Source organism: Vreelandella neptunia, from assembly GCF_022489065.1.
In the GTDB taxonomy this organism is placed as follows: domain Bacteria; phylum Pseudomonadota; class Gammaproteobacteria; order Pseudomonadales; family Halomonadaceae; genus Vreelandella; species Vreelandella neptunia_A.
This window is the reverse complement of the sequence record NZ_JAKVTW010000007.1, coordinates 38,400-53,705: the sequence shown is the minus strand read 5'-3', so window position 1 is coordinate 53,705 and position 15,306 is coordinate 38,400. Positions and strand designations below refer to the sequence as shown.

General features: G+C 56.8%; 15 protein-coding genes. 8 read left to right on the top strand and 7 right to left on the bottom strand.

Annotated elements, in window-relative coordinates; all coding sequences use genetic code 11:
• The first annotated feature begins 73 nt into the window (after positions 1 to 73).
• Both ribA and trhA read left to right on the top strand, forming a co-directional pair.
• Positions 74 to 709: a GTP cyclohydrolase II gene (gene ribA / locus MLE19_RS11275; RefSeq protein WP_240718282.1), complete on the top strand. Its 636-nt coding sequence runs from the start codon at positions 74 to 76 to the stop codon at positions 707 to 709.
• Between the two features lie 35 nt (positions 710 to 744).
• Complete coding sequence (trhA, locus tag MLE19_RS11270; RefSeq protein ID WP_240718281.1) at positions 745 to 1,443, top strand: PAQR family membrane homeostasis protein TrhA; 699 nt, start codon at positions 745 to 747, stop codon at positions 1,441 to 1,443.
• Here trhA and MLE19_RS11265 read toward each other — a convergent pair.
• From MLE19_RS11265 to MLE19_RS11245, 5 genes are all read right to left on the bottom strand, one after another.
• The gene (locus MLE19_RS11265; RefSeq protein WP_240718280.1) at positions 1,440 to 2,063 is read right to left on the bottom strand and encodes a glutathione S-transferase family protein; all 624 of its coding nucleotides are present in this window, start codon (positions 2,061 to 2,063) and stop codon (positions 1,440 to 1,442) included. The two genes, trhA and MLE19_RS11265, sit on opposite strands and share 4 nt — an antisense overlap.
• Positions 2,064 to 2,167: 104 nt before the next feature.
• Positions 2,168 to 2,932, bottom strand: coding sequence for a co-chaperone DjlA (djlA, locus tag MLE19_RS11260; protein WP_240718279.1), 765 nt, complete (start codon positions 2,930 to 2,932; stop codon positions 2,168 to 2,170).
• A 32-nt stretch (positions 2,933 to 2,964) separates the two neighbouring features.
• Entirely contained in the window at positions 2,965 to 4,887 is a 1,923-nt protein-coding gene (dxs, locus tag MLE19_RS11255) for a 1-deoxy-D-xylulose-5-phosphate synthase (protein ID WP_240718278.1), read from the bottom strand.
• A gap of 2 nt (positions 4,888 to 4,889) precedes the next feature.
• On the bottom strand, positions 4,890 to 5,783 hold the full coding sequence (gene ispA / locus MLE19_RS11250) for a (2E,6E)-farnesyl diphosphate synthase (RefSeq protein WP_240718277.1): 894 nt from the start codon (positions 5,781 to 5,783) through the stop codon (positions 4,890 to 4,892).
• Positions 5,777 to 6,067 (bottom strand): exodeoxyribonuclease VII small subunit, encoded by a 291-nt coding sequence (locus MLE19_RS11245; RefSeq protein WP_240718276.1) that lies wholly within the window; start codon positions 6,065 to 6,067, stop codon positions 5,777 to 5,779. Before MLE19_RS11245 ends, ispA begins: the two co-directional genes overlap by 7 nt.
• A gap of 249 nt (positions 6,068 to 6,316) precedes the next feature.
• Here MLE19_RS11245 and serA point away from each other — a divergent pair, with 249 nt between their 5' ends.
• On the top strand, positions 6,317 to 7,561 hold the full coding sequence (serA, locus tag MLE19_RS11240) for a phosphoglycerate dehydrogenase (RefSeq protein ID WP_240718275.1): 1,245 nt from the start codon (positions 6,317 to 6,319) through the stop codon (positions 7,559 to 7,561).
• An 88-nt stretch (positions 7,562 to 7,649) separates the two neighbouring features.
• On the opposite strand, the gene MLE19_RS11235 is transcribed toward serA, so the two are convergent.
• The gene (locus MLE19_RS11235) at positions 7,650 to 8,339 is read right to left on the bottom strand and encodes a pirin family protein (protein ID WP_240718274.1); all 690 of its coding nucleotides are present in this window, start codon (positions 8,337 to 8,339) and stop codon (positions 7,650 to 7,652) included.
• Between the two features lie 184 nt (positions 8,340 to 8,523).
• Here MLE19_RS11235 and MLE19_RS11230 point away from each other — a divergent pair, with 184 nt between their 5' ends.
• The 5 genes from MLE19_RS11230 to ybiO all read left to right on the top strand — a co-directional run bounded on the left by MLE19_RS11230 (position 8,524) and on the right by ybiO (position 14,368).
• The gene (locus MLE19_RS11230) at positions 8,524 to 9,477 is read left to right on the top strand and encodes a rhodanese-related sulfurtransferase (protein ID WP_240718273.1); all 954 of its coding nucleotides are present in this window, start codon (positions 8,524 to 8,526) and stop codon (positions 9,475 to 9,477) included.
• A gap of 58 nt (positions 9,478 to 9,535) precedes the next feature.
• Positions 9,536 to 10,333, top strand: coding sequence for an enoyl-CoA hydratase (locus MLE19_RS11225; protein ID WP_240718272.1), 798 nt, complete (start codon positions 9,536 to 9,538; stop codon positions 10,331 to 10,333).
• A 177-nt stretch (positions 10,334 to 10,510) separates the two neighbouring features.
• Positions 10,511 to 11,332 carry an IclR family transcriptional regulator domain-containing protein gene (locus MLE19_RS11220; protein WP_240718271.1) on the top strand — a complete coding sequence of 274 codons (822 nt, stop codon included), beginning with the start codon at positions 10,511 to 10,513 and terminating at the stop codon, positions 11,330 to 11,332.
• Between the two features lie 17 nt (positions 11,333 to 11,349).
• On the top strand, positions 11,350 to 11,781 hold the full coding sequence (locus tag MLE19_RS11215; RefSeq protein ID WP_240718270.1) for a YqaA family protein: 432 nt from the start codon (positions 11,350 to 11,352) through the stop codon (positions 11,779 to 11,781).
• Positions 11,782 to 11,968: 187 nt separating this feature from the next.
• A complete protein-coding gene (gene ybiO / locus MLE19_RS11210) occupies positions 11,969 to 14,368 on the top strand; it encodes a mechanosensitive channel protein (RefSeq protein ID WP_240718269.1) in 2,400 nt (799 codons plus the stop codon).
• A 73-nt stretch (positions 14,369 to 14,441) separates the two neighbouring features.
• Here ybiO and MLE19_RS11205 read toward each other — a convergent pair whose 3' ends face one another.
• Positions 14,442 to 15,200: an SDR family NAD(P)-dependent oxidoreductase gene (locus tag MLE19_RS11205; RefSeq protein WP_240718268.1), complete on the bottom strand. Its 759-nt coding sequence runs from the start codon at positions 15,198 to 15,200 to the stop codon at positions 14,442 to 14,444.
• Positions 15,201 to 15,306: the final 106 nt, after the last annotated feature.

Genomic DNA, 15,306 nt, shown 5'->3' with positions numbered 1-15,306 from the left:
GGCGGGCGCCGCTTCCTGGTAGAATACCTGCCCACTTTGCCAACGCTCGTTTGGTTAATCCGCGAGGTATCCTGTGACCATTCGCTTCATCGCCGCTTCCAAGCTGCCAACGCCCTGGGCAACATTCACCATGCACGGCTTCGAGGATGAGGCCACCGGCAAGGACCATATCGCCCTAACCCTGGGTGATGTGACCGGCGATACGCCCGTATTGGGGCGGGTACACTCCGAGTGTTTAACCGGCGATGCACTGTTTTCCATGCGCTGTGACTGTGGCTACCAGTTGCAGGAAGCGCTCAAGCGAATTGCTGAAGAGGGGCGCGGCGTGCTGTTTTATCTGCGCCAGGAGGGCCGCGGGATTGGCCTGCTGAACAAAATTCGCGCTTATAATTTGCAGGATCAAGGCGCTGATACGGTCGAAGCCAACGAGCAGCTTGGCTTTGGCGCAGATATGCGTCGCTACGATTTATGCGTGCCGATGCTCAACCATCTGGGCATTACGTCGCTGCGATTAATGACCAACAACCCACGTAAGGTGGATGCCCTCACCCGCGACGGTGTGAATGTCGTGGAGCGCCTGCCGATCACCACCGGCCTCAACCCCCATAACGAGCACTACCTCTCTACCAAAGCCGGCAAACTTGGCCATATGATGGCCCTGGACGACTTCACCCACGCCAGCGATGTGGATATTGAGCGTAAGGGGTGATAATAGTGAGGTCTAGGTTTTAGGAGTTCCCCCAAATGAAAGCCGCACGTGAAGAGCAGGGTGACGTCTTTACTGAAGAGCAGGGCGAATTCAGCGCTGCCGAAGAGTGGCTGCACAGTATCACTCACGGCATTGGAGCCTTACTCAGCCTAGTGGGGATGGTGGTTCTACTGGTGGCGGCGAGTTTGGCGGCCCACGTTGATCCATGGAAAGTGGTCAGCCTGAGTCTCTACGGCACCACGCTAGTACTGCTTTATACCGCTTCGACCCTTTACCACGGCATTCCGCATCGACGCTGGAAGCAGCGCTTTCAACTGCTTGATCACTGCGCGATTTATCTGCTTATCGCAGGCACTTACACACCCTTTCTGCTTGTTAACATGCGTGGTACTACGGGCTGGATCCTGTTTGCCGCCGTGTGGTCGCTGGCGCTGGTGGGCATTGCTTGCATACTGCTATGGCCTCAGCGCTTTTCAGTATTACGTGTGGCGATATATCTACTTATGGGCTGGATGATCGTGCTGGCGTCAGGCGAGATGGCGGCGAGCCTGTCAACGACCGGCATCTTTCTGCTTGCTGCAGGAGGAATCACCTATACGCTAGGCGTTATCTTCTATGCCGTGCGTGCGATCCCCTATAACCACGCTATTTGGCACGTGTTTGTCATAGCGGGCAGCGTCTGCCACTACTTTGCCATTTATAGCGCGGTTCTCCCTCACGTAACGGCGGCTTAACCTTCTGCCGCGGCCTTCTCTCGCGCGACGGCTTTGGCCATCGCGGGGCGCTGTACATGGCGTTCGCGGTAGGCAAGAAGCGGCTCGGGCAAGCGGTGCTTCATGCTCACCGCCCACGAAAGGGTGTGGGTTAAGAACAGATCCGCGAGCGTGAAGGTGTTACCTACCAGATATTCCTGGCCGTTATAGCGGCGCTCAAGAGCGCTCAGCGCACGCTGAAACTCCCAGGCGCAGACGGGTAGAATAGCGGGGACGCGCTTATCGGCAGGCAGGGCAAATTTATGCTTGGCCTGATTCCACAGTGGCTGCTCGATTTCGGTCACGATAAAGCTGAGCCACTGGTCGACCTGGGCGCGGGCAGCGGGATCGCTGGGAAGCAGTGTGCCATCACCATAGGACTCAGCCAGATAACGGCAAATCGGCACCGACTCAAAGAGATGAACATCGCCATCTTCCATGACCGGCACCTTGCCATCCGGGTGACGCGCCAAATGCTCGGCTGTTTGGCCTTCGCCTTTATCCAGCGCCACGTGGTGACACTGATACTCCAGGCCAAGCTCCTCAAGTGTCCAGGCTGCTCTAAGCGAGCGGGACTGGGGAAAACTGTATAGCGTGATCATGGCGTGCTCCTGGCGATAATTATCGATTTTTCAATCTAGCGAGCGTTAGCAGCGCTGTCGATGTTATATGCCCCGCTTTTAAGCTCCGTTATTAGGCGCCGCTATTAAGCGCTACCCCGTGCCGCGCGAATTCGCTCGTAAGCGTTGCCGATTTCGCTGGTGCGCGCCTGGGCGATATCGCGCATGCTTTCGGGTAGGCCTTTACCCGCCAGTTTGTCGGGGTGATTTTGGCTCATTAGGCGGCGGTAAGCCTTCTTAATCTCGGCATCGCTGGCGTCATCAGAAACACCTAGCACGCGGTAGGCATCTTTAAGTGCTTCTTCGCTGGAACCCTGTGAGTTAGCGGCGGCGCCGTGGAGCATTGCTTCGATCTGCTGAACTTCGGCGTCGCTGCAGCCTACGCCACGGGCGACGCGCAGAATCATGTCGTGCTCGGCGGGGTGAAGCACACCATCGGCGGCAATGGCGGAGAGCTGAACCTGGATAAAGACTTGCCGCAGTACCGGCTGGCGCTGGGTGAGGCGGTTTACGTTGGCAAGCTCGGCATCCAGATTGAAGTCGTCGGCGCGACCGCGCTCAAAGGCGGCGCGGGCCTTGGCGCGCTGCTCGCCCTGAAGATGCATCTGGTCAAACAGTTTCTCGGCAATATCCAGCTCGCCTTCGGTCACTTTGCCGTCGGCTTGGCAGAGGCAGCCCATTACCGAGAAAATCGACTCTAGAAAGCCTTCCTGAATACGCATACGCGCAATGTTTAAGCGTCGACTGATGCGCCGACCCAGCCACCAGCCAAGGCCGCCGCCAATCAGTAGCCCTACCGGGCCACCCGCTGCAAGGCCGATCAGGCCGAAAATAACAATAAGCAATAGCATGGCAATCTCAAAAGTAGTTTAAAAGTAATGGCTTATGGCAATCGCGCGCGTATGGCGCGCTCGATGCCTTCAATATCCAACTGACAATCGGTAAGCAGCTGTGCGGGCGTGCCGTGCTCTACAAAGGCGTCCGGCAGGCCAAGGTTTAATACTTCTACCTGAACGCCTTCGGCGTGAAGCAGTTCATTCACGGCGCTGCCTGCACCACCGGCAATCACGTTCTCTTCCAGGGTCACCAGCAGCTCGTGCTCATCAGCGGCATGCAGCACCGCATCGCGATCCAGCGGTTTGATGGAGCGCATATTGATGTGGGTAGCGTTGAGCCGTTCGGCGACGTCTGCCGCGGCGCTGTTCATGCTGCCAAAGGCGAGCAGCGCTATACGCACACCGTCGCTTGACGCTTGGCGGCGTACTTCTGCTTGGCCAATGGTCATTGGCTCAAGGTGAGCGGGAATTTCCACGCCAGGGCCGGTACCGCGTGGGTAGCGCACCGCGGCAGGGCCAGGGTAATGATAGGCCGCGCTCAACATGGCGCGGCACTCGGCTTCATCTGCCGGGGCCAGAATTACCAGGCCGGGCACACAGCGTAGGAAGGAGAGGTCCATGCTGCCGTGGTGAGTCGGCCCGTCTTCGCCCACTAAACCTGCACGGTCAATGGCAAAGGTGACGTCCAGGTTCTGCACCGCAACGTCATGGATCAGTTGATCGTAGCCACGCTGTAGGAAGGTAGAGTAAATCGCCACTACCGGCTTCATGCCTTCGCAGGCCATTCCCGCCGCGAGTGTGACGGCGTGCTGCTCCGCGATGGCTACGTCAAAATAGCGTTCGGGATACGCTTTAGAGAAGCGAATCAGGTCGGAGCCTTCGCGCATGGCGGGGGTAATCCCCATCAGGCGCGAGTCAGCGGCGGCCATATCGCATAGCCAGTCACTGAAGACATTGCAGTATTTTTTCTTGGCGACGCTCTTAACGACAGGTTTATTCACCGTCGAGGCGTTAACCGTAGTACTTGGCTTTTCCAGTTTGGTAATCGCGTGGTAGCCAATTTGATCTGCCTCGGCGGGTAGAAAGCCTTTGCCTTTGACCGTTTTGATGTGCAGAAACTGCGGGCCGTCGAGATCGCGCAGGTTTTCAAGCGTGTCGGTCAGCGTTTCGAGGTCGTGGCCATCAATGGGGCCTACGTAGTTAAAGCCCATCTCCTCAAACAGCGTGGCGGGGCTGACCATGCCTTTCATATGCTCTTCGGTACGTCGGGCAAGCTCAAGCGCGCCAGGCAGATGGGAAAGCACTTTTTTGCTCTCTTCGCGTATTTTTAGGTAGGGCTTGCTGGAGAGTACCCGGGCAAGGTAGGTCGCCATGCCGCCGACGTTCTCGGAAATCGACATCTCGTTGTCGTTGAGCACCACCAACAGATTGGCATTAACGTGACCCGCATGGGCCAGGGCTTCAAAGGCCATGCCTGCGGTGAGCGCACCGTCGCCAATGATGGCACACACGCGCCGCTTATTGCCTTGGGCTTTGGCCGCCAATGCCATACCCAGCGCCGCCGAAATCGATGTGCTGGAGTGGCCCACACCAAAGGTGTCGTACTCGGACTCAGCGCGGCGCGGAAAAGCGGCCAAGCCGCTGTGCTGGCGAATGCTTAGCATCGTTTCGCGGCGGCCGGTCAGAATCTTATGCGGGTAGGCTTGGTGGCCAACGTCCCAGACCAAGCGGTCCTGGGGCGTGTTAAAGGCGTGGTGCAGCGCAACGCTCAGCTCGACAACGCCAAGGCCTGCGCCAAAATGGCCACCCGACACGCCCACGCTATAGAGCAGGTAAGCGCGCAGCTCATCGGCCAGCTGGGCGAGTTGCTTGTCGTTCATGGCCCGCAGCGCAGCGGGGTGATCAAAGGAGTCGAGCAGCGGCGTAGTGGGGCGCTCGCGGGGGATTTCGTCGAACAGCTTCATGGGCATCGTTAGTGGTCGCGCTCGATCATATAGTGGGCTAAGTCGGCCAGCGGTGCAGCACGTTCACCCAGGGGGGCGAGCGCGGCAATGGCCTCGTCAATCAGGCTGTGCGCTTTGCGTTGAGCGCCCTCTAGCCCCAGTAGACTGGGGTAGGTGGGCTTATCGCGTGCGGCATCGGCGCCTGATGTTTTGCCTAGGGTAACGGTGTCACCCGTCACATCCAGAATATCGTCATGAATCTGGAAGGCTAGACCAATGGCGCGGGCGTAGCGAGTGAGCGCGCTTAATCGGGGGTCATCTACGGCGACCGCGACCAAGCCACCCAAGCGTACAGCAGCGACAATCAGGGCGCCGGTTTTGTGGGCATGCATATGGGCCAGGGCGTCGACATCCGGGTGGCCACCGACAGCGGCTAAATCCAACGCCTGGCCCGCCACCATGCCGTCTCGCCCAGAGGCCGACGCTAGGGTTTGCACCAAATTGCTTAAACGTGGGTGGTCAGTGCTGGCCAGTACTTCAAACGCTAGCGCCTGCAGAGCATCACCGGCCAGAATCGCGCTCGCTTCATCGAACGCCTTATGCACGGTGGGCTGACCACGGCGCAGGTCGTCGTCGTCCATGGCCGGTAGATCATCATGAATCAGCGAATAGGCGTGGATTAACTCAATCGCGGCGGCGGGGGCGTCTAGCGCCTCGTCTTCTGCGCCTAACGCGTGGCCAGCCATGTAGACCAGCAGCGGGCGCAGGCGTTTACCCCCAGCTAGCAAACCGTGGCGCATGGCCTCTTCAAGCCGTGCTGCTACCGCCGGGCGGGTGTCGAACAGTGCTGCAAGCGTGGCGTCTACACGGAGATTGCTGGTGTGGCGCAGGGTGGCGAGCTGGCTAGGCTGCATGGCTACCATGGGGGCGTCTCCTTGCTCTCATCCTCGTCCGCATCCTTGGGATCGTCGGGGCCTGCAAACGGGGCGACGTTTAGGCGGCCTTCGCTGTCTTCACTCAGCGCCCGCACCTTGAGTTCGGCGCTATCCAAACGCTGCTGGGCATCGCGGGTTAGCCGCACGCCCTGCTCAAACGCGGTCAGCGCATCCTCCAATGAGAGCTCGCCTGACTCAAGACGTTCAACGATGGTTTCGAGTTGTTCAACCGTCGCGGCAAAATCCTGCGGGGGTGATGTCGTGTCGCTCATTGGGGTATGCCTGCCAACCGGTATGTTTTTAAAATAAGCTGAAATAAGCGCACAGTATACACCGACGCCAGGGGGTGACGTCTGCCTTTCAGCCTACGCCTATGGTAACGACTTGCGGTTCATTCATTGTCAGCACGCACACTTTTCATCATCTACACCCGGCGTTTACGCGGCGGGCTGTGCTACGATATGCGCCTCCCGTGAACCGATACACGGCGCATGCCGCCGACCATAGAGGTTGATTCAGCCATGGCCAAAACGTCCCTGGACAAGAGCAAGATCAAGATCCTGCTACTCGAGGGCGTCCACCAAAGTGCGGTGGACAATTTTCACAACGCCGGTTATGAAAATATCGAGCATCTGCCCACATCCCTTGATGAAGACGCGCTGATCGAAAAGATTCGTGATGTTCACTTCATCGGTATTCGTTCCCGCACCCAACTGACGGAGCGCGTGTTCGAGGCGGCAGAGAAACTGGTCGGCGTTGGCTGTTTCTGTATCGGCACCAATCAGGTCGATTTAACCGCAGCCCTCACCCGCGGTATCGCGGTGTTTAATGCGCCTTACTCCAATACCCGTTCGGTGGCCGAGCTGGTACTGGCGGAAGCGATCATGCTGCTGCGCGGTATTCCGGAAAAAAATGCCCGGGCCCACCAGGGTGGTTGGTTGAAATCAGCCAAGAATTCTCACGAAGCGCGCGGTAAAACTCTCGGTATCGTGGGTTACGGCAGCATTGGCGCGCAGCTCTCCGTGCTAGCCGAATCGCTTGGCTTCAACGTTATCTTTTACGATGTGATTGCCAAGCTAGGCATGGGCAATGCAAGCCAAGTCGGCAGCCTTGAAGAGCTGCTGGGACGGGCCGATGTGGTCAGCCTGCACGTGCCAGACCTGGCTTCTACCCGTTGGATGATCGGTGAGAAAGAGATTGCTGCCATGAAACCTGGCGCGATTTTCATCAATGCCTCACGCGGCAGCGTGGTTGAAATCGAACCGCTGGCAGATGCGATTAAAGCAGGCAAGCTAAATGGTGCCGCTATCGACGTCTTCCCGGTGGAGCCGAAAGGCAACGATGAAGAGTTTGAAAGCCCGCTACGCGGCTTGGAAAACGTAATTCTGACCCCGCACGTAGGGGGATCTACCCTGGAGGCCCAGGAGAATATCGGGATCGAAGTATCGGAAAAACTGATCACTTATTCCGATAACGGCACCACCGTGACCTCGGTCAACTTCCCCGAAGTGGCGCTGCCCGCTCACCCGGATAAGCACCGCTTGCTGCACATTCATGACAACGTGCCGGGCGTGCTGTCGCAGATCAACCGCGTGCTGTCTGAAAACGGCATCAACATCTCGGGCCAGTATCTGCAGACCAACGAGAAAGTCGGTTATGTGGTGATTGATGTGGATAAAGCCTACGGGCCCCAAGCATTGGAAGCGTTGCGCGAAGTAGACCACACGCTGAAAATTCGTGCGCTCTACTCCTCGCAAAACAGCTAAAACGCGGGTAATAAAAAGACCATCGAAAACGGCGCCTCTCATGAGGCGCCGTTTTGGTTAGGGAAGCTGGTTCAGTTGATCAAGCTGATCAAGCCAAATCAAACAGCAGCACTTCGCCCGCTTGCTTGCCAGTGAGGCTAATCGACTCATCCGGCGTAAACGCCGCAGCATCGCCTGCGCTTAGCGTTTCGCCGTTCACCTCCATTTCTCCGTTCACTACATGCAGCCACGCATGGCGGGAGGTTGGAACGTCGGCCTGGTCGCCTTCGCTAAATAAGCCAGCGTAAAGGTTCACGTCCTGATTGACGCTGACTGACCCTTCGCGACCCTCTTGAGACGCCACCAGGCGCCACTGGCCCTGACGCTCGGCGATAGGAAAGGCCTTCTGCTCATAGCTGGGTTTAATGCCGAGCTGCTTGGGTTCAATCCAAATTTGCAGAAAGTGCAGCCCGTTCTCCTTGGAGTGGTTGAACTCGCTATGCAGGACGCCGGTACCTGCCGACATGCGCTGCACGTCGCCTGGACGCATCACCTCGCCGTTGCCCATGTTGTCTTTGTGCTCCATCTCACCTTCAAGTACGTAGGAGATAATTTCCATATCGCGGTGAGAGTGAGCGCCAAAGCCATGGCCGCCGGTTACGCGGTCTTCATTGATCACACGCAGGGCACGAAACCCCATATGGTTGCGGTCAACATAGTTGGCAAATGAAAAGGTATGAAATGAACGTAACCAGCCGTGGTCAGCGTAGCCCCGCTCGTTTGAACGACGAATAATCATGGTGTGCTCCGCAGGTTGCGTGAGGGAATAGTGACAATATACGCCTCACAGCGGCGGCGTGGAGTGAAGCTTTCAGTAAGGTTGTGTCGAATAAATCGACGTTTTCAGCGTCAGGTTGCGCTAGAATATGCGCGTCTTTATAACCCGGTCCGTCCTTTACGAGGATGACTACCTGGAGCTTTACATGTCAGACACCATTCAAAATCCGCCCATTGTGGTCGCGGCGCTGTATAAATTTGTCACCCTGAATGACTTCGAAGCGCTGCGTGAGCCTCTTCACCAAACCATGCTTGATAACGGCGTGAAGGGTACCCTGCTGCTCGCAAAAGAGGGTATCAACGGCACGGTAGCGGGTAGCCGCGAAGGGGTTGACGGCCTACTTACCTGGCTGACCGCTGATCCGCGCTTGGCCGATATTGACCATAAAGAGTCCTATTGCGACGAAACGCCGTTCTACCGCACCAAGGTCAAACTCAAAAAAGAGATCGTCACCCTTGGCGTGCCTGACATCGACCCCAACGACACCGTGGGCACTTACGTCGAGCCGGAAAACTGGAACGACATTATTGCCGACCCAGAAGTGCTGGTGATTGATACCCGTAACGATTACGAGGTGGCGATTGGCAGCTTTGAGCGGGCGATAGATCCTAAAACCACCACCTTTCGCGAATTTCCCGAGTACGTGCGCGAGCACTACGACCCGGAAAAACACAAGAAAGTCGCCATGTTCTGCACCGGTGGCATCCGTTGTGAAAAAGCCTCCAGCTTTATGCTTAAAGAGGGCTTTGAAGAGGTCTACCACCTGAAAGGCGGCGTGCTGAACTATCTGGAAAAAGTCCCGGAAGAGCAGTCGCTATGGCGCGGCGAGTGTTTTGTGTTCGATAATCGGGTCACGGTTCGCCACGACTTGAGCAAGGGTGAGTTCGAGCAGTGCCACGCCTGCCGCATGCCGATCTCCGCCGAGGATATGAAGTCGCCCGCTTTTGAGCCGGGCATTAGCTGCCCCCACTGCATCGACTCGCTGCCGGAGAAGACCCGCGCGGCGGCCCGTGAGCGCCAGCGTCAAATCGATCTCGCCAAACAGCGCGGCGAGCCGCACCCGTTAGGCCGTGATACCCGCTTAATGAAAAAAGCCTGATAAAAAAGCGTGTGCGCTAGACTGATGGGCAATGTGTTACTCACACCAGGAGTTCACCATGTCCATCATCTCTGATTCACCTGCCCCCATCCTGCAGCGTCTTGACCATCAAGGCGTTGTAACGCTGACGATGAGCTCGCCAGAGCGCTTTAACGCGCTCTCGGAAGCCATGCTGCAAGCACTACACGATGCCTTCACTGAGATTGCCGACGATAGCAGCGTGCGCTGTGTGGTACTTGCCGCCAAAGGCAAAGCTTTCTGCGCCGGGCATGATCTGAAACAGATGCGCGCCAACCCCGATAAAGCCTACTATCAAGCGCTGTTTGCCCGCTGTGGCGAGGTGATGCAGGCCATTGTGAATCTCTCCGTGCCGGTCATTGCCAAAGTGCAGGGCATCGCTACTGCCGCAGGCTGCCAACTGGTGGCGAGCTGTGATCTGGCGGTGGCGGCGCGCAGCGCCCGTTTTGCGGTTTCTGGTATCAACGTTGGGCTGTTTTGTTCCACCCCAGCGGTGGCGCTATCGCGGAACGTTGCCCGTAAACGAGCCATGGAAATGCTGCTGACGGGGGATTTTATCAGCGCCGATCAAGCCGCGGAGTGGGGGTTGATTAATCGCGTGGCAGAGGACGATGCACTGGATGAGGCAACGGATGCACTGACCGCCAGTATCTGCGCTAAAAGTGCTGTGGCGGTGCGCACGGGGAAAGCCATGTTTGCCCGGCAGCTCGCGATGCCATTAGATGAAGCCTACGCCTTCGCTGGAGAAACCATGGCCTGCAATATGCTGGCCGAGGATGTGGGCGAAGGGATTGATGCCTTTATCGCCAAGCGGCCACCGCAGTGGCGGCATCGCTGAGTTGTCGTTGCTGAGTGGCCATTGCTGAATGAATGGAATTCGTTTCCGTAAACGCGACAACGGCCATGTGGTCACGTTATCCTGACGCCCTTTGTGTTTTCAGGAAAGACGCCTTCAGCAAAGGCGCTTTTAGTCGATGGGAGCGCCTTTTTAGGAGCGTCTTTAGGAGAAAGCTAGGTGAGTGAAGCCAAGCGCAGGACGGTCGGCCGTCCGGCGAGTACCGCCAAAGCCAGCGGAGGGCATAGCCAGTCGTTGGTACGTGGCTTAACGCTGCTGGAGTATCTCGCTGCCAGTCCCCTCGGATTAGCCCTTTCAGAAGTGGCTGAGATGGCCGAGTTGGCGCCATCCACTACCCACCGGCTGTTGCAGGCTCTGCAAAGTCAGGGGTTTGTCACTCAGGAGAACGAGCAGGGGCTGTGGCGAATCGATGTTAAAACCTTTCGGATCGGCAATAGCTTCCTTGAGGCGCGCGATGTAGTCGCCACCAGTCGGCCGTTTCTACGCCGCTTAACCGCCGAAACCGGCGAAACGGCCAACCTAGGCATACGTGATGGGGCCACGGCGGTGTTTCTAGCCCAGCATGAATCGCCCCAGATGATGCGTATGATCACTCGCCTAGGCTCCCGGGCGCCGCTACATGCCTCCGGTGTCGGTAAGGCGCTGCTGGCGTGGATCCCTGACGACGAACGCGAGCAATTGCTGGATGGCCAAGAGCTTGCACGAGTGACCGCTAATACGCTCTACCAACCCGATACGCTGCAAGTGGAAACAGCGCAAATTCGAACGCAAGGCTTTGCCTGCGACCGCGAAGAGCATGCCATTGGCCTGCACTGCGTCGCCGCCTGCGTGTTTGATGAGCACGGCACGCCGCTGGCGGCGATCTCCGTGTCAGGCCCAGTGGCGCGTATCCCCGAGGCCCGCTTACTCACCCTGGGTGCCCTGGTTCGCCAAACGGCCGATGAAATCACCCAACAGCTGGGTGGCCAGGTGCCGCGCTAGAGGGCGCTACTGACGCTATGGTAAGCCTGTTTTTTATTGCCCTGGTAAGCGCCACGCTGCTACCCGGTGGGTCTGAAGTGTGGCTGGCCCGGCTGTGGTGTGTTGGCGAGCCGCCGTTAGCGCTGTGGTTTTTCGCCACGGCGGGCAATACCCTGGGCAGCATGATCAACGTTAGTCTGGGCCGCTATGCTCGCCAGTTTCAAAGCCGCCGCTGGTTTCCTGCTTCGCCGCGCAGTTTAGCCCGCGCAGAAGGCTGGTATCACCGCTTTGGCGAGCTGAGCCTGTTGATCTCTTGGGCGCCGATTATTGGTGACCCGCTGACCGTATTGGCCGGCATATTTCGACTGCCCTGGTGGCGGGCGCTGGCGTGGATTTTAGTCGCTAAGGGTACCCGCTACGCAGTGGTACTGCTGCTGGCACAACAGTGGCTAGTACCTCTGTGTCAGTGAAACGCCTTATTAATCAAGTCATGTTACCCTGTACAACTTTTTAACAAGCTGTACTGTTAGTGTTAGCAAGATGGTTAGTGTTAGCAAAATCGTTTGCCCTTAGTGTTACAGCGGTTATGTGCAAGCTTGCTTATCATCAGGCAGCCGTTAGATTAAAAAGAACACTCACCCAAAAGGAGGTTTAGGTGTGAAGCCACTTCGTTTATTACCCTGGCTAGGTGTCTGGCTTTTGGCAATGATTGCCATTGTGGCCACGCCAGCAATGGCGCAGAGCACGCCAAGCGAGCCGGCCAGCGCCGATGGCACCGCCTCATCCGAGGAAGCTGCGCCAACGTCGTACGAGGCATTGGCCAATCTCTTAGAAGATGAGCAGTCGCGACAAGAGCTGATTGAGATGTTGCGCAGTCAAGCCTCAGCGCTGCCCGACGGTATAGCCAACGAGCTTTCGCCAGAAGCTGCCGCCCAGGGCAGCGAGATAGCGCCGGAAGATGTCTCGCTGCCGCGCCAGTTAGCTGAACTCACCAGTCGTGTAGTTAGCGATGTGGGTGGTCAGTTTGAACAAGTGGTTAGCATTGTAGGTGGGCTTTTCTCGGGTGAGGAGGCAGACAGTGTCTTTGATATGACCGCGTTTACCAGCGCGGCGATCAATCTGGGCATTGTGATTGTCGCCACGTTTGCGATGTTTATGATCTTCCGTCGTTTAGCGAAGCCGCTATTTACTAAAATAAGTGGCTGGTCGCTGAACGGTAGTAATTTAACGCCCGTATTACGTTTGATTGCCTGCGTGGCGATAGCGGCAGTCATCGATGTGTTGCTGATCGCTGTTGCTTACGTTGGCGGCAATTTATTGGCCACCTTCGCCATTGGTGAAGCCGGAGAACTCTCTACCCGCGCTTCTCTGTTCTTAAATGCGTTTTTGATTATCGAATTGCTCAAAGCCGGGGTGCGGATGCTGTTCTCTTCGCGCTACGAAGGGCTGCGGCTGCTGCCTATTTCGGCTCAAGAGGCGTCCTATTGGAACCGCTGGCTAGCGCGGCTGATCGGCATGGTAGGTTATGGCCTGATGGTGGTGGTACCGCTGGTCAATTTCTACGTGGCCGCGTCGCTGGGCCAAGCCGTCGGTACGCTGATTATGGTGCTGGCATTTATCTACGCCGTGGTAGTGGTGCTCAAGAACCGCACACGCCTACGCGATAACGTGAATGAGATGGCGGCAAAATCAACGCTCACCGCCAGCCGCGTTTCACTACAGCTATTTGCCCGCACCTGGCATTTGTTTGCACTGCTGTACTTCTTGATTGTGTTTGTACTGACGTTGACACGCCCCGGCGATGCGCTGCCGTTTGTGATGTTTGCGACCTTGAAGTCACTGGCCGCCATCGTTGTGGGGCTATTGGTCTCCTCATTTCTTAGCCAGACCATTGGTCGCCGTATCACGCTGTCGGACGACCTGCGCCGCAAACTGCCACTGCTTGAAAAGCGCCTGAATAGCTACGTGCCCAATGCGCTACGCGTGCTGCGCACAATCATTCTGGTCGTGGTCATAATGGTGGTGCTGAATGCCTGGGGCGCCTTTGATCTAGCCGCTTGGTACGCCTCAGAGCGGGGGGGCAATCTGGTAGGTAACCTTACCAGCGTTGCGGTGATCTTGATTGTGGCCATTGCTGCCTGGTTGGGCTTGGCGAGTTTGATCGAGCACAAGCTCAATCCGGAAACCGGCCATGGGGAGCCAACGGCACGGGCCAAAACGCTGCTTAGCCTGTTCCGCAACGCCCTGGCGATCGCCATGGTGACCATTACCGGCATGATCGTGCTGTCGGAAATTGGCATCAATATCGGCCCGCTAATTGCCGGTGCTGGTGTGCTGGGTCTGGCGATTGGTTTTGGTGCACAGAAGCTGGTGCAAGACGTCATCACAGGGGTGTTTATCCAGGTTGAAAATGCCATGAACACCGGTGATGTAGTCACGGTCGGCGGCGTAACGGGTACCGCCGAACGGTTAAGCATCCGTTCAGTAGGTATTCGTGACCTGTCGGGCACCTACCACATTGTGCCGTTCTCAAGCGTCGATACCGTGTCTAACTACATGCGTGAGTACGGCAATCACGTGGGTGAATACGGTATTGGCTACAACGAGAGCATCGACGAAGCCATCGAGCAGCTCCAACTGGCCTTTGAAGATCTTAAAGCCAGCGAAGAGCACGGTCATAAGCTGCTGGCAGACCTAACCGTAGCCGGTGTGGTGGCCCTGGCGGATAGCTCCGTGAACATTCGTGTAGTGATCAAAACCACACCGGGCGACCAGTGGGGTGTTGGCCGCGCTTATAATCGCTTGGTGAAGCTGCGCTTTGATGAAGCGGGTATTGAAATTCCCTTCCCGCACACCACGCTCTACTTTGGTGAGACCAAAAATGGCAAGACACCGCCTGCCAATGTGCGGGTACTGGAATCGACCGCCAAAGAGAAGAAAGTGGAAGTGGAGCCTGATGCATCACCCGCTGTTAAGCATGATACCCAGCAAGGGGTACAGCACACTGCGGACGAAGATCATCACAAGCCCGACCATGATGACGTCGATGAAACCTAAATTATCGTCATCTTAACGTGTTAACGGGGCCACCTTCGGGCGGCCCCGTTGCGTTTTAAAGGGGTGGTTTTATTTAATGACCATAGTTTTCTGAGTGCCGACCTTCCAGGTTGATGGATTCACCGCCATCGACAAACAGAATCTGACCCGCCACAAAGGGGTTATTCAATAAGTAGTGCAAGGCTTGTACAAGATGTGCAGGCTCACCCTGTCGTTTAAGCGGAATTCCTTCAATTCGCCACTCCACATAGTCGCTGGTGCGCTGGGAAGCAGGCAGCACCACGCCGGGCGCAATACCGTTAATGCGAATGCGCGGGGCGAACTCCAACGCCGCCATGCGCGTCATCTCCGCCAAGCTCATTTTTGAAAGCAGGTACGCTGCATAAGGGAATTGGTGATAGGCCACTTTGTTATCGATGATATTGATCACCTGGCCTTCATCAACCGCTTCTGCAAAGTGGCGCGTGAGCAGCAGTGGGGTGAACATATTGACCCTGAACTGGCTCTCAAGCATGGCAAGATCTGTGGCCGCGATTGGCGCTGATGTATACGCAGAAGCGCTATTTAGCAGCACATTAAGACCAGGAAAGCGATTTTTTAATGCATGAATTAAATCACTTAGCTCTGTGTCTACGTTCTCGCTTAAAAAATCGCAATGGAAAATCTCACACTCACGGCCTTTGGCACGAATGCCTCGGGCGACCTCCTCGGCCTCTACGCGGGATCTGTTGACATGCAGAGCGATGTCATAACCTGCATCGGCCAGCGCCTCAGAAAAGTACCTCCCCAAGCGGGTAGCACCGCCGGTTACCAAAGCAGCTTGTTGGTGCATAAAGCGTTCCCTGTTGTTTTATTGGTATAGGTTGACTCTCTGCGTGAGTGCAGCGTTTGTCAATAACTTATACAGAGCTTGCACGAAGCACTAGCTTAAAGGTATT

Bases quoted from the DNA above. Each gene is read 5' to 3' on its own strand.
- trhA (WP_240718281.1), top strand. From the start codon at position 745: ATGAAAGCCGCACGTGAAGAGCAGGGTGACGTCTTTACTGAAGAGCAG.
- MLE19_RS11265 (WP_240718280.1), bottom strand. From the start codon at position 2,063: ATGATCACGCTATACAGTTTTCCCCAGTCCCGCTCGCTTAGAGCAGCC.
- djlA (WP_240718279.1), bottom strand. From the start codon at position 2,932: ATGCTATTGCTTATTGTTATTTTCGGCCTGATCGGCCTTGCAGCGGGT.
- dxs (WP_240718278.1), bottom strand. From the start codon at position 4,887: ATGCCCATGAAGCTGTTCGACGAAATCCCCCGCGAGCGCCCCACTACG.
- ispA (WP_240718277.1), bottom strand. From the start codon at position 5,783: ATGGTAGCCATGCAGCCTAGCCAGCTCGCCACCCTGCGCCACACCAGC.
- MLE19_RS11245 (WP_240718276.1), bottom strand. From the start codon at position 6,067: ATGAGCGACACGACATCACCCCCGCAGGATTTTGCCGCGACGGTTGAA.
- serA (WP_240718275.1), top strand. From the start codon at position 6,317: ATGGCCAAAACGTCCCTGGACAAGAGCAAGATCAAGATCCTGCTACTC.
- MLE19_RS11235 (WP_240718274.1), bottom strand. From the start codon at position 8,339: ATGATTATTCGTCGTTCAAACGAGCGGGGCTACGCTGACCACGGCTGG.
- MLE19_RS11230 (WP_240718273.1), top strand. From the start codon at position 8,524: ATGTCAGACACCATTCAAAATCCGCCCATTGTGGTCGCGGCGCTGTAT.
- MLE19_RS11225 (WP_240718272.1), top strand. From the start codon at position 9,536: ATGTCCATCATCTCTGATTCACCTGCCCCCATCCTGCAGCGTCTTGAC.
- MLE19_RS11215 (WP_240718270.1), top strand. From the start codon at position 11,350: ATGGTAAGCCTGTTTTTTATTGCCCTGGTAAGCGCCACGCTGCTACCC.
- MLE19_RS11205 (WP_240718268.1), bottom strand. From the start codon at position 15,200: ATGCACCAACAAGCTGCTTTGGTAACCGGCGGTGCTACCCGCTTGGGG.